This window comes from Curtobacterium sp. WHRI 8282 (assembly GCF_040223925.2).
GTDB classification, from domain to species: domain Bacteria; phylum Actinomycetota; class Actinomycetes; order Actinomycetales; family Microbacteriaceae; genus Curtobacterium; species Curtobacterium flaccumfaciens.
On sequence record NZ_JBEHCD020000004.1, the window covers coordinates 301755 to 325104 of the forward strand.

Annotated in this window: 20 protein-coding genes; 7 read left to right on the forward strand and 13 right to left on the reverse strand. The window is 71.0% G+C overall.

The genetic code is table 11. The features are described from left to right. Window positions 1–26: 26 nt before the first annotated feature. The 5 genes from ABRP24_RS15255 to ABRP24_RS15275 form a co-directional block, all read right to left on the reverse strand. Window positions 27–599 carry a substrate-binding domain-containing protein gene (locus ABRP24_RS15255; protein ID WP_349849077.1) on the reverse strand — a complete coding sequence of 191 codons (573 nt, stop codon included), beginning with the start codon at window positions 597–599 and terminating at the stop codon, window positions 27–29. A gap of 30 nt (window positions 600–629) precedes the next feature. Continuing rightward, window positions 630–2072 carry an MFS transporter gene (locus ABRP24_RS15260; RefSeq protein ID WP_301581170.1) on the reverse strand — a complete coding sequence of 481 codons (1443 nt, stop codon included), beginning with the start codon at window positions 2070–2072 and terminating at the stop codon, window positions 630–632. A gap of 90 nt (window positions 2073–2162) precedes the next feature. Further along, window positions 2163–3308, reverse strand: a complete 1146-nt coding sequence (locus ABRP24_RS15265; protein WP_301581169.1) for a cystathionine gamma-synthase — start codon at window positions 3306–3308, stop codon at window positions 2163–2165. Between the two features lie 13 nt (window positions 3309–3321). Then, window positions 3322–4686, reverse strand: a complete 1365-nt coding sequence (locus tag ABRP24_RS15270; protein ID WP_027466384.1) for a cystathionine beta-synthase — start codon at window positions 4684–4686, stop codon at window positions 3322–3324. A 168-nt stretch (window positions 4687–4854) separates the two neighbouring features. Then, a complete protein-coding gene (locus ABRP24_RS15275; RefSeq protein ID WP_176709724.1) occupies window positions 4855–6729 on the reverse strand; it encodes an ABC transporter ATP-binding protein in 1875 nt (624 codons plus the stop codon). A gap of 126 nt (window positions 6730–6855) precedes the next feature. On the opposite strand from ABRP24_RS15275, the gene ABRP24_RS15280 reads away from it, so the two are divergent. Together ABRP24_RS15280 and ABRP24_RS15285 are read left to right on the forward strand one after the other, a co-directional pair. Beyond that, on the forward strand, window positions 6856–8280 hold the full coding sequence (locus tag ABRP24_RS15280) for an amino acid permease (RefSeq protein WP_301581167.1): 1425 nt from the start codon (window positions 6856–6858) through the stop codon (window positions 8278–8280). A gap of 197 nt (window positions 8281–8477) precedes the next feature. Next, window positions 8478–9404 carry a hypothetical protein gene (locus ABRP24_RS15285; RefSeq protein ID WP_232749955.1) on the forward strand — a complete coding sequence of 309 codons (927 nt, stop codon included), beginning with the start codon at window positions 8478–8480 and terminating at the stop codon, window positions 9402–9404. Between the two features lie 160 nt (window positions 9405–9564). Here ABRP24_RS15285 and rplL read toward each other — a convergent pair whose 3' ends face one another. The 4 genes from rplL to ABRP24_RS15305 all read right to left on the reverse strand — a co-directional run bounded on the left by rplL (window position 9565) and on the right by ABRP24_RS15305 (window position 13047). Beyond that, window positions 9565–9948, reverse strand: a complete 384-nt coding sequence (gene rplL, locus ABRP24_RS15290; RefSeq protein ID WP_027466380.1) for a 50S ribosomal protein L7/L12 — start codon at window positions 9946–9948, stop codon at window positions 9565–9567. 51 nt (window positions 9949–9999) lie between these two features. Next, window positions 10000–10515, reverse strand: a complete 516-nt coding sequence (gene rplJ, locus ABRP24_RS15295) for a 50S ribosomal protein L10 (protein ID WP_017888663.1) — start codon at window positions 10513–10515, stop codon at window positions 10000–10002. A gap of 280 nt (window positions 10516–10795) precedes the next feature. Further along, window positions 10796–12310, reverse strand: a complete 1515-nt coding sequence (locus ABRP24_RS15300) for an ATP-binding protein (protein ID WP_349849083.1) — start codon at window positions 12308–12310, stop codon at window positions 10796–10798. Beyond that, a complete protein-coding gene (locus ABRP24_RS15305) occupies window positions 12307–13047 on the reverse strand; it encodes a response regulator transcription factor (protein ID WP_017888661.1) in 741 nt (246 codons plus the stop codon). The genes ABRP24_RS15300 and ABRP24_RS15305 overlap by 4 nt, the downstream gene beginning before the upstream one ends. Window positions 13048–13150: 103 nt before the next feature. Between ABRP24_RS15305 and ABRP24_RS15310 the strand changes: the two genes are divergently transcribed. The 5 genes from ABRP24_RS15310 to ABRP24_RS15330 all read left to right on the forward strand — a co-directional run bounded on the left by ABRP24_RS15310 (window position 13151) and on the right by ABRP24_RS15330 (window position 18700). Then, a complete protein-coding gene (locus tag ABRP24_RS15310; RefSeq protein ID WP_349849085.1) occupies window positions 13151–14185 on the forward strand; it encodes an acyl-CoA dehydrogenase family protein in 1035 nt (344 codons plus the stop codon). Next, window positions 14182–15537, forward strand: a complete 1356-nt coding sequence (locus ABRP24_RS15315; protein ID WP_349849087.1) for a bifunctional PIG-L family deacetylase/class I SAM-dependent methyltransferase — start codon at window positions 14182–14184, stop codon at window positions 15535–15537. The genes ABRP24_RS15310 and ABRP24_RS15315 overlap by 4 nt, the downstream gene beginning before the upstream one ends. Next, the gene (locus tag ABRP24_RS15320; RefSeq protein ID WP_301600084.1) at window positions 15534–16244 is read left to right on the forward strand and encodes a glycosyltransferase family 2 protein; all 711 of its coding nucleotides are present in this window, start codon (window positions 15534–15536) and stop codon (window positions 16242–16244) included. The genes ABRP24_RS15315 and ABRP24_RS15320 overlap by 4 nt, the downstream gene beginning before the upstream one ends. A 129-nt stretch (window positions 16245–16373) precedes the next feature. Further along, window positions 16374–17921 carry an ABC transporter permease gene (locus tag ABRP24_RS15325; protein ID WP_349849090.1) on the forward strand — a complete coding sequence of 516 codons (1548 nt, stop codon included), beginning with the start codon at window positions 16374–16376 and terminating at the stop codon, window positions 17919–17921. Window positions 17922–18022: 101 nt separating this feature from the next. Next, window positions 18023–18700, forward strand: coding sequence for an ABC transporter ATP-binding protein (locus ABRP24_RS15330; RefSeq protein ID WP_027466375.1), 678 nt, complete (start codon window positions 18023–18025; stop codon window positions 18698–18700). 160 nt (window positions 18701–18860) lie between these two features. Here ABRP24_RS15330 and ABRP24_RS15335 read toward each other — a convergent pair whose 3' ends face one another. From ABRP24_RS15335 to ABRP24_RS15350, 4 genes are all read right to left on the reverse strand, one after another. Further along, the gene (locus ABRP24_RS15335; RefSeq protein WP_301600082.1) at window positions 18861–19808 is read right to left on the reverse strand and encodes a biopolymer transporter Tol; all 948 of its coding nucleotides are present in this window, start codon (window positions 19806–19808) and stop codon (window positions 18861–18863) included. A gap of 124 nt (window positions 19809–19932) precedes the next feature. Continuing rightward, window positions 19933–20772, reverse strand: coding sequence for a carbohydrate ABC transporter permease (locus ABRP24_RS15340; protein ID WP_027466373.1), 840 nt, complete (start codon window positions 20770–20772; stop codon window positions 19933–19935). Beyond that, the gene (locus tag ABRP24_RS15345; RefSeq protein WP_017888646.1) at window positions 20765–21760 is read right to left on the reverse strand and encodes a carbohydrate ABC transporter permease; all 996 of its coding nucleotides are present in this window, start codon (window positions 21758–21760) and stop codon (window positions 20765–20767) included. Before ABRP24_RS15345 ends, ABRP24_RS15340 begins: the two co-directional genes overlap by 8 nt. A 249-nt stretch (window positions 21761–22009) precedes the next feature. After that, window positions 22010–23311, reverse strand: coding sequence for a sugar ABC transporter substrate-binding protein (locus ABRP24_RS15350; RefSeq protein WP_071247367.1), 1302 nt, complete (start codon window positions 23309–23311; stop codon window positions 22010–22012). Window positions 23312–23350: the final 39 nt, after the last annotated feature.

The window sequence follows — 23350 nt, forward strand, 5'->3', positions numbered from 1 at the left end:
GTGCGTGCTGTGCGTGCTGTGCGTGCCTACTCGGCGTCGGTCGTGTCGCCGTCCGACGGGTCGGTCTCCGGCTTCTCGCCGCGCTGCAGGGACTGCACGACCTCGACCGCGGTGGCAGCGACGTCCGCGTCGTCGCCCTCCGACGGCACGCGGTAGTCGGCGGAGACCCCGTCCCCACCGGTGCCGGCGGCGGGCAGCAGGTCGCCGAGGGACACCACGACGACCCCGGCGTCGTGGGCGGTCTGGATCACACCGGTCAGGGCGGACGGACGGGCCGCGTGCACGAGCAGGGCCTTGGCGCCCTTGCGCACGAGCTGGGCGACCGCGGTCTGCTGTGACGCCGCGGCGCCCGATGCCGGAGCGACCCGGACGTCGGGCCGGAACCCGGCGTCGGTCAGGTCGGTGCGGAGCCGGTCGGCGAGGGCCGCGTCGTCGTGGAGCAGGACGACACCGATCACGGCCTGCTGGTCGAAACCGCCGTCGGAGCTCGTCAGGTCGGTGCTCTGCACCGGTGTGGGGGCAGCCGACGTCGTGCCCTGGCACCCGGCCAGGGTCAGGGCCGCCGCCAGGGCGACGGTCACGGCGACGATGCGCAGCACGGGGTCTCCTCTTCGGTCCGGTCTGCCACGCTACCCGGCGGCCGGGCCGTGCGACGACGGAGTCCGCGACGGGACGGATCCGCCCGGGCCCACCGGGGCCGTCGTCGCCGGCGCCGGCACGGGGCCGAGCCGTCGGACGGCCGCGATCGCCAGCGCAGCGAAACCGATCATCGCCGCGAAGACCAGGGGGAACGACACCGTGCCGTCGGCACCACCGGTCGCGGTGAAGAGCAGGCCGGTCACCGCGAGACCGATCACGCTGCCCGCGGCGTCAGCGATCGTCAGGGCAGAACTCGCGAAGCCGTCGTCGCCCTCGCCGGAGAACCGCAGGGTCAGCATCGAGGCGCGCGGGTAGATCGCGCCCATGCCCGCGCCACCGACGAACCAGCCGGCGACCAGCACCCACCACGACAGGTCGAACGTCGCGACCGCGAGCGCGGTCACCAGGCTGACGAGCACCAGCGTCAGCCCGACCCCGAAGGTGCGACGGGCGGTGAGCCGCTGCTCCCCCAGACGACCGTGCGCCCAGCTCGAAGCAGCCCAGCTGAGTGCCGCCACCGTCAGGGCCAGCCCCGCAGCGGACGGTGACAACCCGTGTTCGGCCTGCAGCAGGAACGGCACGTACGCCTCGCTCCCGAAGAACGACGCGGCGACGAGCCCGCGCAGCAGCACGACCGACGGCAGCCCGGCCGCGGCCCGGAACGTGCCGGTCGGCAGCAGCGGCCGCAGGGCGAACCAGGTGCCGACCAACCCGACGAGCACCGCCGCGACCATGCCCCACGGGTTCAGGTCGGGCGCGACGTTGAGCAGCAGGATCGACACGGCAGCGGCCACCGACCAGCCGATCCTGAGCCGCTGCCACGGCGGGCGGAGCGACGCGGCCGGAGCGTGCACCCGGCCGAGGGTCGGCACGAGCAGGGCGAAGGCGACCAGCGCGATCGCCAGCGCCCCGGCGAACACCCAGTGCCAGTTCCAGGTGTCGGTGACGATGCCGGCCAGGGCGGGGCCGATCAACGCCGGCACGACCCAGGCCGCGGCGAACCCGGCGAACACCGGTCCGTGCAGCTCGGCGGGGAAGATCCGGGCGACGAGCACGTAGAGCACCACGTCGATGGCCCCGGCACCGAACCCCTCGATGAGCCGACCGGCCAGGAACACCTCCATGGTCGGCGCGAGCATGACCACGGCGGTCCCCACCGCGAAGAACGCCGCCGACACCCACGCCACGATCCGGCCACCGGCGCGATCGGTCCAGTTGCCGGCGAGCACCATCCCCGGCACCCCGGCGGCGAGCGGGGCGGCGAAGGCGAGCGCGTACAGGGTCTCGCCGTCGAGGTCGCGGCTGATCACCGGCATGATCGTCGTCATCGCCAGGTTCTGGAACGCCGCGACGCCGACGATCGCGACCATGCCGATCGTCGCGAGGGCGTACGGCCCGCTCAGCAGGCTGGTCCGCGACGCCGTTGTGCTCACCTACGACATCGTAGGGGCGAGGGGTGACGGTGTGGCAGCGGTCCCGCGTCAGCGGTCCCGCGTCACCGGTCCGCGTCACCGGGCCACGCGTCAGCGCGTCAGCGCCTGCTCCAGGTCCGCCACCAGGTCGCCGGCGTCCTCGATGCCGACCGACAGCCGAACGACGTTCTCCGGCACGGCCAGCTCGGTGCCCTTGACCGACGCGTGCGTCATCTCGCTCGGGTACCCGATGAGCGACTCCACGCCACCGAGCGACTCGGCCAGGGCGAACAGCTCCGTCGACTCCGCGAACCGCCTCGCGGCCTCGGCGCCGCCGGACAGCGCGACCGAGAGCATACCGCCGAAGCCGCGCATCTGGCGGGCGGCGACGTCGTGCCCCGGGTGGTCGGGCAGGCCCGGGTAGTAGACGCGCTCAACGCCGGGCGCGACGACGAGCGCCTCGGCGACGGCCTGCGCGTTCCGCGAGTGCCGCTCCATCCGCACCGCGAGCGTCTTGATGCCACGGGTGGTCAGGTAGGCGTCGAACGGCGACGAGATCGCACCCGCGCCGAACTGCAGGAACTGCACCTTCGCCGCGAGCTCCTCGTCCGCGAGCACGACGGCTCCGCCGACGACGTCGGAATGTCCGCCGAGGTACTTCGTGGTCGAGTACACGACGACGTCGGCGCCGAGCGACAGCGGCTGCTGCAGGTACGGCGACGCGAACGTGTTGTCGACGACCACCAGGGCGCCCGACTCGTGCCCGAGGGTCGCGAGCGCGGCGATGTCGGCGATCTTCATGAGCGGGTTCGTCGGCGTCTCGACCCACAGCACCGTGGTGGCCGGGGCCCCCTGCAGTGCCGCGCGGACCTGGTCGAGGTCGCTCATGTCGACGACGACGAGCTCGACACCCCACGGAACGTGCAGCCGACTCACCAGGCGGTGGGTGCCGCCGTACACGTCGTTGCCCATCACGACACGGCCACCGGGGACCAGTGCGGCGCGGAGCAGGGCGTCCTCGGCGGCGAGCCCGGAGGCGAACGACGACGCCGCGACGCCCCCGTCGAGGTCGGCGAGGAGCACCTGCAGCGAGTCGCGCGTCGGGTTGCCGGCGCGCGAGTACTCGTAGCCGTTGCGCATGCCGCCGACACCGTCCTGCACGTACGTCGACGTCAGGTGGATCGGCGGGATGACGGCGCCGGTGGTCTCGTCGGGCTCCTGGCCGGCGTGGACGGCCCGGGTGCTGAACTCGGTCATGCTCGGTGGTTCCTTACTCGGAGAGGTAGGTGAGGAGGTCGTGCCGGGTCAGCACGGTGACGGGCTTGCCGTCCTCGACGACGAGGAGCGCGTCGGCCGACTCGAGCGCACGACGTGCCGCGGAGACCGACTCGCCGACGCCGATGAGCGGCAGCGGGTCGCCGACGAAGCCGGTGAGCGCGTCCGACATCTTCGCGGTGCCGGTGAAGACCTGCTCGAGCAGTGCCTTCTCCTCGACGGCGCCGACGACCTCGCCGATGACGACGGGCGGCTCCGCGCTGAGCACCGGCATCTGCGAGACGCCGTACTTGGTCATGATGTCGACGACGTCGCGCACGGTGTCCGCCGGGTGCGCGTGCACCAGGTCGGGCAGGCGGCCGTCCTTGCCGGCGATGAGCGAGCCGACGGTGCGCTCGTCGTCGGTCTCGGCGAAGCCGTAGGAGCGCATCCACCGGTCGTTGAAGATCTTGCCGAGGTAGCCGCGGCCGCCGTCCGGCAGCAGCACGACGACGACGTCGTCCTCGGTCAGGTCACGGGCCGCGCGGAGTGCCGCGACGACGGCCATGCCGCTCGAGCCGCCGACGAGCAGTCCTTCTTCACGCGCCAGGCGCCGGGTCATCGCGAAGGAGTCGGCGTCCGACACGGCGATGATCTCGTCCGGCACGCCGGCGTCGTACGCGCTCGGCCAGAAGTCCTCGCCGACGCCCTCGACCAGGTACGGGCGACCGGTGCCGCCGGAGTAGACGGAGCCCTCGGGGTCGGCCCCGACGATTCGGACGCCGCCGTCGGACGCCTCCTTCAGGTACCGTCCGGTGCCGGAGATCGTGCCGCCGGTGCCGACGCCCGCGACGAAGTGGGTGATCTGCCCCTCGGTGTCGCGCCAGATCTCCGGACCGGTGGTCTCGTAGTGGCTGCGGGGACCGTTCGGGTTCGCGTACTGGTTCGGCTTGTAGGCGCCGGGGATCTCCTGCACGAGCCGGTCCGACACCGAGTAGTAGGACTCGGGGTGCTCCGGCGCGACCGCGGTCGGGGTCACGACGATCTCGGCGCCGTACGCCGTCAGCACGTTGCGCTTGTCCTCGCCGACCTTGTCGGGCAGCACGAAGACGCACCGGTAGCCGCGCTGCTGTGCGACCAGGGCCAGACCGACGCCGGTGTTGCCGGAGGTCGGTTCGACGATGGTGCCGCCGGGGCGCAGATCGCCAGAGGCCTCGGCCGCGTCGATGATCCGGGTGGCGATGCGGTCCTTCGACGACCCACCGGGGTTCAGGTACTCGACCTTCACGAGGATGGTCGCCCGCACCCCCTCGGTCACCCGGTTGAGCTTGACGAGCGGGGTGTCGCCGACGAGGTCGACGACGGAGTTCGCGTAACGCACGCCGTCGAGTCTAGGACGCGGTCCCCGCGTCCCGCTGGGATGTGTCGTGTGCGGACAACGCTCCGGGATCCCGCGGCGGACGGCGTGCCCTGGTCGCGCTGCGCGCCGGACGGGAGGCCCGTGCGGACGCCGCCACGGGCCTCGGCGTCCGGCGCCCGGTCGCGACCGTCAGGGGCGGACAACGTCCGCCGACGAGTTCTGCTGTCGGTGCAGCTGCGCGTACGTGCCGTCGAGGGCGAGGAGTTCGTCGTGCGTGCCCTGCTCGACGATCTGGCCGTGGTCGAGGACGAAGATGACGTCGGCGTCGCGGATCGTCGACAGCCGGTGCGCGATGGAGATGGTGGTCCGGCCGGCCGCCGCCGTGTCGAGCGCCGTCTGCACGACGTGCTCCGAGATGGAGTCGAGCGCGCTGGTGGCCTCGTCGAGGACGAGCACCGGCGGGTCCTTCAGCATGACCCGGGCGATGGCGATGCGCTGCTTCTCACCACCGGACAGGCGGTAGCCGCGCTCCCCCACGACGGTGTCGTAGCCGTCCGGGAACGACGCGATCGTGTCGTGGATGTTCGCCGCACGGGCCGCACGCTCGAGCTCGTCGTCGGTGGCGTCGGGCTTGGCGTACCGCAGGTTCTCACCGATCGTGGCGTGGAACAGGTACGTCTCCTGGCTGACGATGCCGACGTGCCGCATCAGGTCCTCGTGCACCAGGTCGCGGACGTCCTGCCCGGCGAACCGTACCGATCCTTCGGTCGCCTCGTACAGCCGGGGCACCAGGTAGGACACCGTCGTCTTGCCCGCGCCGGAGGGACCGACGAAGGCCGCGAACTGCCCGGGGCGCAGCTCGAACGACACCCCGCGCAGGGTCGGCTTGTCGGCTTCGCCGTCGGGGTAGGTGAAGACGACGTCGTCGAAGGCGACGTGGCCGACCTTCGACTCGTCCACGGGCCGGGCGGTCGGCGAGTCCGTGATGGCCGGCTTGAGGTCGAAGTACTCGAAGATGCGGGCGAAGAGCGCACCGGAGGTCTGCAGGTCGAGGACCACGCGCAGCAGCCCGACCGTCGGGAACAGGAGCCGGGACTGCACCGTCGTGAACGCGACGATCGTCCCGGCCGTGATCGGGACGTCGCCGATGATCAGGTACGCGGCGACGACGTAGATGATCGCCGGGATGATCGACAGGAAGATCTGCACGATCGCGAAGAACCACTGCCCGGACATCTGCTGGCGCACCTGCAGGGTGATCTGGTTGCGGTTCTCGTCCCCGTAGCGGCGGGTCTCGCTGGCCTGCTGGTTGAAGCTCTTCGCGAGCAGGATGCCGGAGACGCTCAGCGCCTCTTGCGTGATGGCCGTCATGTCGGACAGCGACTCCTGCGTCTGCGCGGCGATGCGGGCCCGGACCTGGCCGACGCGGCGCTGCGCGATCACGAGCAGCGGCAGCAGGACGACGGCGACCAGCGTCATCTGCCAGCTCAGCAGGAGCATCGCGACCACGGCGGCGATCACGGTCACGGTGTTGCCGAGCACCGACGAGATCGTGTTGTTCAGCACGCTCGCCACGCCGCCCACGTCGTTCTGCAGGCGGGACTGGATGACGCCGGTCTTGGTGCGGGTGAAGAACGCGAGTTCCATCCGCTGCAGGTGCGCGAACAGGCGCATCCGCATCGCACCCATGACCTTGTTGCCGACCGTCGCGGTCAGGTACGTCTGCCAGACGCCGACCCCGGCGCTCGCGATCCAGAGCAGGACCATCGCGGACACGAGCTCGATCAGCACCGGGACGTCCGGGCGGCCCGACGGCGGGAACAGCCCACGGTCGAACGCCTGCTGGGTGAGCAGTGGCGGCACGACCGAGATGGCCGCACCGATCAGCACGAGGACGACCGTGAGCACGATCGCCCGACGGTGCGGCTCGAACAGCGCGGCGATGCGCCGGACCAGGTGCGGGATCCTCGGCGCCTCGGCGTTGGCGGCCTTCTGCGCGCGGAAGTCGCCGCTCGAGATGCGCCCACCCCCGCGCGGACCGCCGCCTCGCCCGCCGTGTCCCATGCTCATGGAGCCACCGTAGCCCCGCGCTCGGACATCGACCGCCCGCTCCACAGCACTGCAGTATTTGACCCCGTTCAGGGGGCGTGCGAGCATGTGCCGTCCCCGTCCCCGCACCACCGAGGTCCCATGTCGTCCGCGCCGTCACGTCCCACGTCCCTGGGGGCGCAGCTCGCCCGCCGCAAGCCGATCGAGCAGCTGCAGGCCGAAGCCTCCCGTGGTGTCAACGGTGAACCGCTCCGTCGGTCGCTCGGGGTCTGGCAGCTGACGATGATCAGCGTCGGGGCCACGCTCGGCACCGGCATCCTGGTCGTCCTCGGCACCGCGGTCCCGCTCGCCGGTCCCGCCGTCTGGATCTCGTTCGTCGTCGCCGGGATCGCCGCGTTGCTGTCCGCGCTGTCCTACGCCGAGATGGCGGGCGCCGTCCCGACCTCGGGGTCCAGCTACTCGTACACGTACGCCACGATGGGCGAGGGCATCGCCTGGATCTGCGGCTGGTGCCTCGTGCTCGAGTACGCCGTCTCGGTGGCCGCGGTCGCGGTGGGTGCCAGCGAGTACGTCGACGAGACCCTCCGTGTGTTCGGCCTGCACCTGCCCACCGCGCTCGCCGCTCCCCCGGTCGACGGCGGCGTGGTCAACCTGCCCGCGGCGGTGCTGGTCCTGCTCGCCACCGTCGTGCTGCTGCCCGGTGCCCGCGAGAGCGCCTGGGTGAACACGGTCATGGTGATCGTGAAGATCGCCCTGCTGGTCTTCTTCGTCATCGTGGCGTTCACGGCCTTCCGGGCGCAGAACTTCCAGCCGCTGGCCCCGATGGGCGCCGCCGGGGTCACCGCCGCCGCATCACGGCTGTTCTTCTCGTACATCGGCTTCGACGCCGCCTCGACCGCCGGTGAAGAGGCGAAGAACCCCCGCCGCGACCTGCCCCGGGCGATCATCGGCTCGATCGCGCTCATCACCGCGCTGTACATCCTCGTCGCGATCGCCGCCGTCGGGGCCCGCTCGTGGACCGCGTTCTCGTCGTCCGAAGCGTCACTCGTCCGCATCGTCGTCGACGTCACGGGGCAGCCGCTCGTCGCCCTCGTGTTCTCGATCGGCGCCGTCGTCGCCATCGCCAGCGTCGTCCTCACCGTCCTGTACGGCCAGACCCGCATCCTGCTCACGATGTCCCGCGACGGCCTGGTACCGAAGGTCTTCGGGCGGGTCTCCCGTCGCACCGGCACCCCGATCGCGAACACGCTCATCATCGGCATCGCCGTGACGATCGTCGCCGCGCTCGTGCCCCTCGGTGAACTCGCCGACGCCACGAGCATCGGCACCCTCGTCGCCTTCGCCCTGGTGAACGTGTCCGTCATCGTGCTCCGCCGCTCGCAGCCCGACCTGGAGCGCTCGTACCGGGTGCCGCTGTTCCCCGTCGTGCCGATCCTCGGCACCCTGAGCTGCGTGCTGCTCGCGGTGTTCCTCGGCGCCACCACCTGGATCGCCTTCGGCATCTGGATGGTCGCCGGCGCCCTGCTCTACCTGGCCTACGGCCGCCGCCACAGCACCCTGCGCTGACGCGCCGCCGCGCCGCGCCCGCCGCGCCGACCTCGCGTGCTCACCGACTCCTCACGCGCGCCGTCCCCCGTGAGGTGTCGCTGAGCGCGTGAACTCGCGACGCGGTTCCTCGTCCACAGCGGCCACGTTGAGACCGCCTCGTCCACAGATGCCCTGTTCGGACACCGGCGGCGGTCGCCGTCGACGAACATCACGGCATGAACGAGAGCACCCACCGCCCGCACCTGCTCCGTGCCACCGCACAGGACCCGACCCACGCGAGACTCCTGCAACGTCGGTACGCCTCGGGATCGTTGGTCCGCCTACTCGCGGGCGTGTACATCGTGACCGAGGAGTGGGACGCGCTGAGCGCTGTCGGCCAGCACCTCGCCCGTGCACGGGCCATCGCGCCACGGCTGCGTCCTGGCTCGGTGTTCACCCACGTCACCGCCGCGCTGATCCACGGCTGGCCACTGGTCGGGGACGCACCGGACCGGGTCCACGTGGTCGACCCGGCAGTCTCGGTCATCCAGCACCGAGCCGGTCTCATCCGTCACCCGAGCGGTCCGACGCCGCGGACCGCTGCCACGGCGTTCGACGGCGTACCGGTCACGGCGGCCCTGGACACCGCGACGGCGCTCATCACGACAGGGTCGCGCCACGTCGCCGCCGTGGCCGTCGATGCCGGCATCCGTCAGGGGGTGCTCACCCTGGACGACCTCCGCGGCGTGGTCCCCGTCCGTCCTGCACGCGGCTCGGTGCACGCCGAGACGGTCCTCTCGGCGCTCGATGCACGGCACGAGTCGGTCGGCGAATCGTTCGCTGCGATCCGGTTCGTGCAGGTCGGACTCCCGTCGTGCGAGCCGCAGGTCGAGTTCCGGCACCGCGACGGCACGGTCGACCGCGTCGACTTCTGGTTCCCGTCACTCGGCGTCGTCGTCGAGTTCGACGGCCGGCAGAAGTACGTCGACCCGTCGATGTTGCAGGGGCGCGATCCCGCGGACGTCCTCTGGGCCGAGAAGCGTCGTGAGGACCGGCTCCGCGCGCTCCCCGCAGTCAGGGCCGTCATCCGCGTGACGTGGTGGCACCTCGTCGAGCCGGACCGCCTCCGTGCGCTCTTCCGCTCGCACGGCGTCTTCATCTGAGCGGTACGACATCACGCGCTGACCGACACGTCACGGGCCGGAGCGCGCGTGAAGTGTCGGTGAGCGCGAAACGTCGCCGCGCCCGCCGCGCGCGGCCCCCGCACACGACGAAGGCCGCCGCCCCGAGGGGCAGCGGCCTTCGTGACCGGAACGGTCGAGACTACGCGAGCTCGATCGTGGCGCCAGCGGCCTCGAGGGTCGCCTTCGCCTTGTCGGCGGTCTCCTTGTTCGCACCCTCGAGGATCTTGGCGTCGGCGGTCTCGACGAGCGCCTTGGCCTCACCGAGGCCGAGCGACGTCAGGCCACGGACCTCCTTGATGACCTGGATCTTCTTGTCACCAGCGGACTTGAGGATGACGTCGAACTCGGTCTTCTCCTCAGCGGCCTCGGCCGGAGCAGCTGCACCGGCGGGGGCGGCAGCGGCGACCGGGGCGGCCGCGGTGACCTCGAAGACCTCTTCGAACTTCTTCACGAAGTCCGAGAGCTCGATGAGCGTGAGCTCCTTGAAGGCCTCGATGAGCTCGTCCTGCGAAAGCTTCGCCATGATTTTCTCCTACTACTAGCTAGTACGTGTGGTTGATGAACGCGAGCCTGATCAGGCCGCGGACTCCTGCTTCTCGCGAAGGGCGTCCACGGTGCGGACGGCCTGCGAGAGGGGTGCCTGGAACAGGTACGCAGCACCGAACAGCGAGGCCTTGAGTGCGCCGGCGAGCTTGCCGAGCAGCACTTCACGGGACTCGAGGTCGGCGAGCTTGTCCACCTCGGTCGCGGTGAGCGGGTTACCGTCGAAGTAACCGCCCTTCACCACGAGCTCGGGGTTCGCCTTGGCGAATGCACGCAGCGACTTCGCGACGGCGACGGTGTCACCGTGGACGAAGGCGAGAGCGGACGGACCGGCGAGCTCGTCGTCGAACGACGAGATGCCGGCGTTGTTCGCCGCGATCTTGGTCAGCGTGTTCTTCACCACGGCGTACGTGGCGTGCTCACGGATCGAGTTGCGGAGCTCCTTGAGCTGCGCGACCGTGAGACCGCGGTACTCGGTGAGCAGAACGGCGTTCGAGCTACGGAAGGACTCCGTGAGCTCGGCGACCGCAGCTTCCTTGTTCGCCATGGTTCTCCTTGGGGGTCTTGCCGGCAGCCCCAGGTCCACGAACGAAAAAAGCTCCGGCGCAGAGGCTCGGAGCTGCTCTCACCAGATGGTGGGAGTGGTTCGGAACACCTGCGCGGGATGCCTCACGAGTGAGGACCTTCGGTCACGATGTTCACAAACACGTTGCGAGCAGCACGACATCCGGCGGTCTTTGGCTTCGAGAACTGTACCAGACGCCGTGGGCGTCACCAAACACCCCCACGGGAGGCGCGGGGCGGCCCTGCCCCGCGCCTCCCGACCGTCAGTGGGTACGGTCCACCGCAGCGGGTGTCGCCGACCAGTCCGCGGACCCGGCAGGGTCAGCCGACGACGACGCGACAGCCCCCGCCGCGGCGGCAGCCGCAGCAGGGTCGCGCGGAAGGTGCACCGTGAACACGGTGTCTCCCGGCTCGCTCGTGACCTCGACCCGGCCACCGTGCGCCTGCACCACCGCGTCCACGATGGCGAGCCCGAGGCCGGTCGACCCCACCGTGCGGGACCGCGAGCTGTCGGCCCGAGCGAAGCGCTCGAACAGCTTCGGCAGGAATTCCGGGTCGATCCCCTGGCCGGTGTCGCGCACGGTCAGGTCGACTCCGCCGTCGACCGGCGCGAGGCCCACCGTGATGCGGGTGCCCTCGGGCGTGTGGGTCCGGGCGTTCGTGACGAGGTTCACGATGACCTGGTGCAGTCGTGCGGCGTCGCCCGTGATGGCCACCGGCTCCGGCGGGACGTCGACCTCGATGGGGTGTTCCGGCGAGGCGGCGTGTGCGTCGTTCACCGCGTCGAGCACCAGGCCGGTCAGGTCGACCTCGGCGAACTGGATCTCGCGGCCTTCGTCGAGCCGGGCGAGGAGCAGCAGGTCCTCCACCATCGAGGTCATCCGGATGGACTCGGACTCGATGCGGCTCATCGCGTAGACGACGTCCTTCGGCAGGTCGCCGCCCATGCGCCGGGTGAGCTCGGCGTACCCGCGCACCGAGGCGAGCGGGGTCCGGAGCTCGTGCGAGGCGTCGGCGACGAACTGCCGCACCTTCTGCTCCGAACGTTCCCGGGCCTGCATCGCACTGCCGATGTGCCCCAGCATGCGGTTGAACGCGCTGCCGACCCGGCCGACCTCGGTTCGGGGGTCGGTGTCGGGCACGCGGACACCGTCGAGGGCGTCGCTGCGGTCGAGCGGCATGCGCGCGACGGTGGACGCGGTCTCCGCGACGCGCTCGAGCGGTCGGAGCGACTGCCGGACCACGAACGCGGCGACGACCGAACCGGCGACCAGTGCGGTCGCCACGACGGCGAGGACGACCCCGAAGAGCTTCCAGACGCTGTCGTAGACGGGGGCCATCGGGAGCCCCACGACCAGGACGGCCGGGCCGACGTTGACGGCGGCGAGGCGGTACCGCCCGACGTCCGAGCCGAGGTCGATCGTCTCCGGGTCGGCGTCCACGCGGACGGACCCCAGTGCCTCGGCGCTCGTCTGCGGGACCCCGCTCGGGCGGCCGTAGTCGTCGAGCACGTTCGCGATGACGACCTGCCCGTCGACGAAGTACGCGGTCAGGGTTCCGGCGGCCTGCCCGGACGGTCGGGACAGGTCGATGCTCGGCTGCCCCGACTGGTTCTGCTGCAGGTACCGCTGCGCCCGGTGGGTGGCGCTCGTGATCTGCTTGTCGATCGCGCTGGTCTGGATCGAGGCGAGCGCGATGATGCTGGCCGCCCCGATCACCGCGCTGACGGCGACGACCAGGGCGACGATGCTCAGGACGAGCCGGCGCCGCAGGGTCACGAGGTCGGCTTGATGACGTACCCGACGCCGCGCACCGTGTGGATCATCGGGGTCTCACCGGCGTCGATCTTCTTGCGCAGGTAGGAGATGTAGATCTCGACGACCGACGACTTGCCGCCGAAGTCGTACGACCACACGCGGTCCAGGATCTGCGCCTTCGACAGCACGCGGCGGGGGTTGCGCATCAGGAAGCGGAGCAGCTCGAACTCGGTGGCGGTCAGTTCGATCGGACGGCCGGCGCGGTGCACCTCGTACGACTCCTCGTCGAGCACCAGGTCACCGACCACGATGCGGGAGTCGCCGGCCTCGGAGATCGAGATCTGCGAGCGGCGGATGAGCCCGCGCAGCCGCGCCACGACCTCCTCGAGGGAGAACGGCTTGGTGACGTAGTCGTCACCGCCCGCGGTGAGCCCGGTCACACGGTCCTCGACGGAGTCCTTCGCGGTGAGGAACAGCACCGGGGTGTCGTCGTTGTTCTGCCGCAGCCGGCTGAGCACCTGCAGCCCGTCGAGGTCCGGCATCATCACGTCGAGCACCATGGCGTCGGGCTTGAACTCCCGCGCGGTCGTCAGGGCGTCCTGGCCGCCGTTCGCGCTCTTGACGTCCCAGCCCTCGTAGCGGAGCGCCATGGACAACAGGTCGGTGAGGCTGGCTTCGTCGTCGACGACCAGGATGCGCAACGGGGTTCCGTCGGCACGCGTGAGGCGCGGGGCTGCTGCGGGCTGGGAGATGGTCACGTCTTCGAGTATCGAGAAGTTCCTATGAGTCGTCTGTGGCACGGCCCAGTGCGTTCTGTGGATCGAGGACACGTCCACGTGTGCCGCTCCGTACGTTGGGAGCATGTTGCGATCTGCAGCCTGGCCCCCGTCGGCCCGGCACCTGGACACCGCGCGGATCGAACGGACGACCGGGAGGCCCGGCTCGACACCGACGGACCGCCTCGCGGTCGCGCGAGCGGTCGCCGCCACCACCCCACCCCTGTCCGCCGGGACGGCCGGCGGGTTCTTCGGCACGCTCGCCGCGGTCGCCGCGGCGGACGTCGCCGCCGCCCGCACCGTCGAACCGCACCTGGACGCGCTCGGGATCCTGGCACAGGCCGGCGTCGACGCCCCGGACGGCTCGACCTGGGGTGTCTTCGCCGCCGAGGGCCCGGGCCTCCGGCTCGATGCCGCGCCCCAGAACGACGGCACGGTCCTGCTGCACGGCACGAAGCCGTGGTGCTCGCTCGCCTCGACGCTCTCGCACGCCCTGGTCACCGCGCACCTGGGCGACGAGCGGGTCCTCGTCGCCGTGGACCTGCGACAGCCCGGCGTCACCGTGCACGACGACGCCTGGGTCGCACGCGGCATGCCGGACGTGCCGAGCGGACCGGTCGACTTCGACGGCGTCCGGGCACGACCCGTCGGCGCTCCCGGTTGGTACCTCGGCCGTCCCGGCTTCGCCTGGGGCGGCATCGGCGTCGCGGCCTGCTGGTGGGGCGGTGCGGTCGGGCTCGCCCGGGTGCTCCGCGAGACCGCGGCCGCGCACCCGGAGTCCGAGCTGCTGCAGGCCGCCCTCGGCGCCACCGTGGCCGACCTCGCCGACGCCGAGGACGCCCTCGCCGACGCCGCCGCCCGGATCGACGGGTCCGACACGGGTTCCGACGACACCGACTGGCGGTTGCTCGCCCAGACCGTCCGGTCTCGGGTGCGCCGATCGGTCGACGCCGTGCGCGAGCGGGTGGTCGCCACCATCGGCCCGGCTCCGCTGACCGCCGACGCCGCCGTTGCCGCGCGGGTCGCCGACCTCGAGCTCTACGTCCTGCAGGACCACGGAGCCCGCGACCTGGCCCGCATCGGCCGCATGGTGCTCGAGCGGGGCGGTGTCGCGTGGTGAGCTTCGACCACCGCGAGCCGGGCACCGACCCGGCGGCGTGGACGGGGTTCCTCGACGGCCTGGACGCGCCGGCGATCGACCTGGCCGGCACCGGATCGGTGGTGGTCGTCGCGCCCCACCCCGACGACGAGACCCTCGGCGCCGGTGGGCTGATCGCGGCAGCTGCAGCGGCCGGCGTCCCCGTGCGCGTGCTGCTGCTCACCCGCGGCGAGCGCTCCCACCCGGACTCCCCCACGACGACCCCGGAGGCGCTCGCCGCCGCCCGTGACGACGAGTTCGTGGCGGCCCTGCGCACCCTGCACCCCGACGTGACGTCGACCTCGGCGGGGATCCCGGACGGCGCGACCCGCGAACACCGAGACCGTGTCGTCGACACCCTCGACACGGTGCTCGCCGACGCCGCCCGCCCCGTGCTGCTCGTCGCGCCGTGGCGCGGGGACGGGCACCGCGACCACCGCATCGCCGGCGAGGTCGCCGAGGCCGCCGCGGCGAGCGCCGCCGACGTCGACCTGCTCGCGTACCCGGTCTGGGCCTGGCACTGGGACGACCCGGACCGCTCCGTCGCCCCGTGGGACGACGTCCGGGCCCTGTCGCTGCCCGACGACCTCGTCGCCCGGAAGCGTGCCGCCCTCGACGCCTACCCGTCGCAGACCCGGCCCCTGTCGCCCGCGCCGGGGGACGAGGCGATCGTCGACGACCGGCACGCCGCCCACCACCTGCGGACGACGGAGTGGTTCTTCGCGCCGGGGCCCGCCCCGTCGCGGTCTCGCGAGTCGTTCGACGCCCACTACGACCGGAAGCCCGAGGGGTGGGACTTCGACGGGTCCTGGTACGAGCAGCGCAAGCGTGCCGTGACGCTGGCGGCGCTCCCCCGCCCGCGCTACCGGTCGGCGCTCGAGCTCGGCTGTGCCACCGGGGTCCTGACGGCCGCCCTCGCCGAACGCGCGGACGACGTGCTCGGCACCGACATCTCGGCGGCGCCGCTGGAGCGTGCTGCCCGCCGTGCCCCGACCGCGCGGTTCGTGCAGGCGGCCCTGCCGGCGGAGTGGCCGGACGGGCGCTGGGACCTGGTGGTGATGTCCGAGGTCGGGTACTACCTGTCGCCCGCCGACCTCGACGCGACGATCGACCGTGTGCTCGGGTCGCTCGATGACGACGGCGTGCTCGTGGCCTGCCACTGGCGGCATCCCGACGACGAGGCCGTGTCGAGCGGTGACGCGGTGGACGCGCGGCTGACCGAACGGTGGCCGCGTCCCGCTCTGCTCCGGCACGTGGAGGAGGACTTCGTCCTGAGTGTCCTTCCCGGCCCGGCGGTCACCTCGGTGGCCCGGGCCGAGGGGATCATCCGGTGACGCGACCGGAACCGCGTGCACGCATCGACGTCGTCGTCCCCGCGCACGACGAGGCGGACCGGATCGCCGCGTGCCTCGACGCGCTCCTGGTGGCCGTCGACCGGCTCGCCGCGGAGCGACCCGGAGTCGACGCCGCCGTCACGGTGGTGCTCGACGGCTGCACGGACGGCACCGCTTCGGTGGTCGCGCGGTACCCGGTCGACGTCCTGACCACGGACCGTGTCGGGGTCGGTCGGGCACGGACCATCGGGGCGACGCACGCCCTCCGTGCGCACGACGGCGACCCGGCGTCCCGGTGGCTCGCCCACACCGACGCCGATTCCCGGGTGCACGAACGGTGGCTCGTCCAGCAGTGCGACTCCCTGGCGTCCGGCGCGCAGGTGCTCGTCGGCGCCGTCGTCCCCGACCCAGACGACCTGGCGCCCGCGGTGCTCGACCGCTGGAGGCTGGCGCACCCGCCCGGTGCTGCCCTCGGCCACGTGCACGGCGCGAACCTCGGCGTGCTCGCCGCGGCATACGTCAGCCTCGGCGGGTTCGACCCCGTGCCCGAGCACGAGGACGCGCGGCTGGTGGCCCGGGCGCGGGCGCTCGGCTTCCGGGTGGACGCCACCGTCGACCTGCCGGTGGTGACGAGCGGGCGTTTCGCCGGCCGGACCCCCGGCGGGTACGCGGAGCACCTGCGCCAGCGGTACGGCGACGTCGGCTGATGCGCCCTTAGCCGTCACATAGGTGCGCGATGGGCCGGTCATCGACAGCGTGCCTAGGTTCTCCTCCGTCGGCCCCGCCGCGTGCTCTGCGCGGCCGGTGACCCCAGCCGGCCACCACCGAGGAGAACCATGTTCCTGACCTACCTCAGGCGCGAACTCACGAACCGCAAGAAGCAGACGGTCATCATCGCGATCGGGATGGCCCTGGCCATCGCCCTCGTGGTGATCGTGTCGTCGATCTCGGGTGGCGTGCAGGCAGCGCAGTCGAGCGTCCTGCAGTCCGTGTACGGCGTCGGCACCGACATCACCGTCACCAAGACCGCGACGGCGTCGACGAACGGCGGGCGTCCGAGCTTCGACTTCGGCAGTCAGGGCGACAGCGACGACGACAGCGGTTCGACCGACCTGTCGCAGTCGCGGCTCGCGGTCGCGCGCGGCACGAGCACCCTGGACGCCGCGAACCTGTCCACGATCACGAGCACCGACGGCGTCAAGGCCGCAACGGGTGTCCTGACCCTCGAGAACAGCACGTTCTCCGGCCAGGTCCAGCAGCAGTCGACCGACGACAGCAGCACGGACAGCAGCGGCGACTCCAGCAGCGACAGCACGACTCAGCAGGGCCCGCCGAGCGGGGACACCGGCGGTGGCGGCGGGTTCGGCGGTGGGTCGTTCAGCGTCGACTCGTTCACGGTGACCGGCATCCCGGTGTCCGGCGCGACGGTCGGTCCGCTCACGAGCACCGAACTCACGAAGGGGCGCACCTTCTCCGCGAAGGACGCGGGCAAGGACGTCGTCGTGCTCGATGCGTCGTACGCGAAGAGCGAGTCGAAGGCGGTCGGCGACACCGTCGACATCGGCGGCACCGACTTCACCGTCATCGGCATCGTCAGCTCCACCGGCTCGGCCTCGACCACGGGCTCGAACACCTACATCCCGCTCGACACCGCGCAGGCGCTGGCCGACCTCGACGGCAAGGTCACCTCGATCTACGTCTCCGCCGAGTCGTCCTCCGACGTCAGCACCATCAAGTCCGCACTGCAGGCGAAGCTGACGAGCGCCACCGTCTCCACCGAGGCCGACCTGGCATCGAGCGTGTCCGGGTCGCTCAGCACCGCGTCGAGCCTCGTCTCGAACCTCGGCAGGTGGCTGTCGATCGTCGTGCTCGCCGCGGCGTTCCTCATCGCGATCCTCTTCACGATCTCCGGCGTGACCCGCCGCACCCGCGAGTTCGGGACCCTCAAGGCGATCGGCTGGTCGAACGGCCGCATCACCCGACAGGTGGCCGGCGAGTCCCTGGTGCAGGGCCTGATCGGCGGCGTGCTCGGCGCCGCGGCCGGCCTGATCGGCATCCTCGTCGTGAACGTCATCAGTCCGACGATCTCGGCGAGCGCCTCGAGCACGACCGGCGGGGTTGCCGGTGGCGGTGGTGGCATGCCCGGCGGCGCAGCGACCGCGGCCGCGGGCAGCGGCACGACGGGCGGTGCACCGGCCGGGGGCTTCGGCGGCGGCGCGAGCACCGCGTCGACGACCGACGTGGTCCTGCACGCCCCGGTGACCGTCGAGATCATCCTGCTGGCGATCGGCCTGGCGATCCTCGGCGGCCTCATCGCCGGCGCGCTCGGCGGCTGGCGGGCGAGCCGGCTCCGTCCGGCCGAGGCGCTCCGGAGCGTGGCCTGATGCCCGGCCGCACCGACACGACCGAACCGACGACAGGAGCAACCGTGACCAGCACCGACACCGCGACCGGCGAGGCGGAGGCGAGCCGTGCCTCCAGTCCGATGTATCGGCTGACGAACGTCAGCAAGACCTACAAGCAGAAGAACCGGACCGTCACCGCCCTGACGAACGTCCACCTGACGATCCCGCAGGGGCAACTCGTGGCCGTCCAGGGGCCGACCGGCGGCGGGAAGTCGACGCTGCTGCAGATGCTCGGGGCGCTCGACCGGCCGAGTGCCGGGTCGATCCACCTCGGTGGCGACCGCGACGTGGCGAAGCTCGGCGACGGCGCGCTGACCGACCTGCGGGCGACCGAGATCGGCTTCGTGTTCCAGAGCTTCAACCTGATCCCGACGCTGACGGCGCTCGAGAACGTCGAGACGGCGTTCGCGGGGTCGCTCGCGAACCGGTCCCGGAGCGAGGTCCGCGAGCGTGCGGTCGCTGCCCTCCGCGAGGTCGGACTGGGTGAGCGGATGGAGCACCTGCCGGCCGAGCTGTCCGGCGGACAGCAGCAGCGCGTGGCGATCGCCCGGGCGCTGGTGAAGAACCCGAGCGTGCTGCTCGCCGACGAGCCGACGGGTGCGCTCGACGAGTCGACCCGCGACGAGATCATGGCGCTCATCGAGAAGCAGTGGCGGGAGCGCGGGCTGACCGTCGTGATCGTCACGCACGACTCGTGGGTCGCGAAGCGTGCCGAGCGTCGCCTGCACATCAAGCAGGGGCAGGTCCGCGAGGTCTAGCGGGGCGGTGGGGCGGTGGGGCGGTGGGGCGGTGGGGCGGCGGGGCGGCGGGGCGTCCGCCCGCGTTTCGCGCTGAGCGACAGTCCACGCGTCCGGTGGCGCGTGGACTGTCGCGCAGCGCGTGAGGACGCCGCCGCCCCCGGCGCCGCCGACGCCGCCGCTACCGGGCCACCGGGTAGTCGCAGTACGCGAACCACGCCGAGTCCGGGGCCCACGGCGGCACGTTGACCGTCCCCTGCCCACCGTCGAGTGCCACCAGGGTCTCCGGCTGGACCGCGATCCGTGCGCCGCGGACGAGCGAACCCGGCAGCAGCCGGAGCTCGACGCGGTGGTCCGCCGGGTGGCCCTGCACGCCGGGCTCGTACGACAGGTACAGCAGGTGCGAGCCGTCCGGCGACAGGTGCGGGAACCAGTTCACCCGGTCGTCGTTCGTCAGGCGGACCGGGCTGTCGTGCCCGGGCCAGCGCACGGCCAGCTGCGCGGTGCCGGGGGTGAACCGCTCCGTGTTCCAGAGCAGGATCCCGCCGGCCGGACTGATGGTGCAGCCGTCGTCGGGGTGGTCGTCCCGCGTGACGAACGTCGGCTCGCCGGTCTCCGGGTCGACCATCGCGACGTCGGTCGTCCAGACGCCGTCCTCGGACAGCTCCCCCACGATCGCGGCGAGGGCGCTGCCGTCGGGGGCGATGCCGTGCAGGTAGAACTTCCGCTTGGTGGGCAGGGCCGCTGCGACGTCGGTGACCCGGGTCGCGGGACCGCCCTCGGGCAGCGGGACGCGGTAGAGCTCGCCGTCGCGGGCGCTCACCACGATGGAGCTGCCGGACGGCTCGAGCACGTGGTCGTTGTTGATCTCGTCGACGCCGTCCATCGGCACCGGCACGAGCGCCGTCTCGTCGAGCACGGTGCCGCTGTCGGCCGACGGCAGCCGCAGCAGCCACAGGTCGCCGTCGCCGTTGAGCACCAGGGTCTCGGCGTCCAGGACGTTCGGCGCCTCGACGAGCACCGTGGCCGACTCGAACACGAGCCGCGAGGTGCGGGATTCGACGTCGTACACGTGCACGCGGCTGGTCTGTCCGGGCAGCAGCTGCCGCCCTCGGGTCTCGTCGCTCATGGTTCCATCCTGTCGGTCGTCGGGGGCCGGTGGGGAACGGCAAAACACCGGTGTTCACGCTGCGCACCGCGTCATGCGGGGGCGTCGAGCGCGAACACCGGTGTCTTGCGGAAGGGGCCTCCGCCTACTTCACGGCACCGGCGGTCAGGCCGGCGACGAATTGGCGCTGGACCACGAGGAACGCGGCCACGACCGGGATCGACACGACGAGCGACGCCGCCATGACCTGGTTCCAGTACACGTTCGTCTGCGTCGAGTACTGCTGCAGACCGACCGCCAGGGTCGAACCGAGGCCGTTCGTCATGACCGAGGCGAAGAGGACCTCACCCCAGGCCGTCATGAACGAGTAGATCCCGACCGCCACCAGACCCGGGCGGGCCGACGGCAGGATGACCCGGAACAGCGCACCCATCGGGCCCGAACCGTCGACCATCGCGGCCTCGTCGAGCTCGCGCGGGATGGTCTCGAAGTACCCGGCCAGCATCCAGATCGAGAACGGCAGCGTGAAGGTCAGGTACGTGATGATCAGGCCGAGCCACGAGCCGACGAGCTGGATGCCCAGGGTGTTGCCGAGGTTCGTGAAGATCAGGAACAGCGGCAGCAGGAACAGCACGCCGGGGAACATCTGCGTGGAGAGCACCGCGGTGGTGAAGGTGCTCTTGCCCTTGAAGTTCCAGCGCGAGACACCGTAGGCGGCGAACGTCGCGATGATCAGCGAGAACACCGTCGCCACCGTGCAGACCACGAGCGAGTTGACGAAGTACCGGCCGAGCGGCACCGTCGACCACATGTCGATGAACGGCTGGAAGGTGATCCGCGACGGGATCCACGTGAAGTTGTCCTGCACGTCGCCGAGGGGCTTGATGGCCGTGGTGATCATCACGTAGAGCGGTACGACCGTGAACAGCGTCAGGACGACCAGGGTGATGATCTTGAAGGACTTGGCGCCAGTTGTCTCACGCACGGACGGACCTCCGGTTGGTCACGGCGAGGTAGATGCCGGTGACGACGAGCAGGAAGAGCAGGAGCAGGACGCTCATCGCGGCACCGGAACCGAAGTTCCAGGTGATGAACGACGCGTTGTAGATGTGGAAGCTCAGCAGGTCCGCGGCGGGTGGCTGCGCGGTCGAGCCGAACAGCACGAACGGCGTGTTGAAGTCGTTGAACGTCCACAGGAACATCACGAGCACGAGCGTCACGTTGACCGGGCGGACCATCGGCAGCGTGATCGAGCGCCACTGGCGGAACGGCTTGGCGCCGTCGACCGAGGCGGCCTCGTACACGTCGTTCGGGACGGACTGCAGCCCGGCCATGAGCATCAGGAACGCGAACGGCCAGGTCTTCCAGATCGCCACGACGACGACGGCGACGAAGGCGTTGTTGCCGATGAGCCAGAACGGGGCGTTGCCGCCGAAGAGACCGAGTTGGTCGACCAGCAGGTGGTTCAGGGCCCCGGAGTCACGCTGGAACATGAACTTCCAGGTGATGACGCCGGCGTACATCGGCAGCGCGTAGGGCACGAGGAACAGGGTGCGGAAGAGCCCGCGTCCGGCGAACGGCTTCTGCAGCGCGACCGCTGCGGCCATGCCGAAGGTCCAGGAGAGCCCGACCACGAGGACCGTGAAGGCGCACGTGATGAGGAACGAGTTGAGGACCCCGCGGCCGATCGCCTGGTCGAAGTCGACGACGACCTGGTAGTTCCGGAACCCGGCGAAGGGCGCGGCACCCCAGTTCGCGATGAAGTACTTGGTGAGCTGGATGAACGAGATCCAGATGCCGGTGAGCATCGGGACGATGTGGATGAGCAGCTCGAACAGGATGGCCGGCGCGACGAGCGCGTAGGGCAGCCAGTGGGTCTTGCGCTTGCGACCTGGCGGACGGCCCGACATTGTCGGGGCCTTCGTGTGCGTCAGGTCGATGCGCTCCGAGTCGGGCAGGACCGTCGTGGACATCTGGTGGGGCCTTTCGGCAGGAGGGGCGTGCAGGTGCGGTCCGCGCGGGCCGTGGCAGCGGCCTGGGCCCACGCGGTCCGGTTCCGACGCGATGCGGAGCTTGCGGAGCAGCGTGGCGGCCGAGGCCGTGGGGGGAGGCGCGGGGTGCGTGGGGCGTGTGCCTCACGGCCGACGGGTGGTCGGCCCTGGAACGTCAGGGGCGGAGGCCCGGGCGCGTCCGTCGGACGCGACCCGGGCCTCCAGGGTGGATCAACCGGCGGCCTGGGACACCTGGTCCTGGGCGGTCTGCAGTGCCGACTTGATGTCGGCCTCGGAGACCTTGGAACCGGTCGCGATCTTGGCGAACATGTCGTTCATCGCCTTGCCGACCGTGGACTCGAACTGGTCCTCCGCGGGCACCAGCGGGAGCGGCTTCGCCTTGTTGTTGTAGATGTCGAGGAACGTCTTCGTCTGCTCGTCCGTGACGGAGTCAGCAGCCTCGGCGAGCACCGGCAGGGCCGAGTACGGCTTGTCCAGCGTCGTCTGCGTGTCCATGCTCGTCATGTACTTGACGAACTTGAGCGCGCCGTCCTTGTTCTTCGTGTTCTTGAAGACCGACAGGTTGATGCCAGCCGGGAACGAGGCGATCTGCTCGCCACCGCTCGGAGCGGGCAGCGCCACGACGCCGTACTCGTCCGACTTCATGCCGAGGGACTCGATGGTCGCGTTCGCGTTGTTCTGGTTGAGGATGAACGCGGCCTTCTTCTTCGCGAAGTCCGTGGTGGACTGCGTCGCGTTGTCGTACTGCGCGTTCGACAGGTTGGCGACCTTCGAGTCCTGCATCAGGTCGAGGTAGCGCTTGATGCCGTCGACGTTGGCCTTCGAGGTGAAGGTCGGCTTGCCGTCCTTGTCGAACCACTCGCCACCGTTCTGCGCCGAGTTGATGAACGCGAAGTGCGAGTTCTCGGTGTACGAACCGCCCGCGAGGCTGAAGCCGTAGGTGTCACCCTTGGTCAGCTTCTCGGCGTCGGAGACCATCTCCTCCCACGTGGTGGGCGGGGTGATGCCGGCGTCCGACAGCATCTTCTTGTTGTAGTACAGGCCGTAGGCGAGGCCGTAGAGCGGGACGCTCGTGACCGTCTTGTCGGGAGCGCCACCGGTGGACAGGGCGACCTTGCCGAACTTGTCCTCGCCGCCGATCGCCTTCATCTCGGCGTCACCGAACTCCTGGAAGGCGCCGGTGGCCTGGAGCGAGGTCGCCCAGGTGTTACCGATGTTGACGACGTCCGGGCCCTGGCCCGAGGTGACGGCGGTCTGGATCTTGTTCTGCAGGTCGTTCCAGCCGATGACCTGGAGGTCGACCTTGATCCCGGTCTCCTTGGTGAACTTCTTGAGGACGGGGGTCAGCACCTCCTTGTCGTTCTGCAGGGACGTGCCCTGGTTGGACGCCCAGTAGGTGAGCGTCTTGGAGTCGCCGGAGTCGCCGGACGATCCGGAGGAGCAGGCTGCGAGGCCGGACACGGTGAGTGCGGCGGCCGCGGTGATGGCCAGTGCGCGGATGGCAGTGCGCATGACTCTCTACTTTCTCGTCGTTGAGATGGTGCAGGGGAT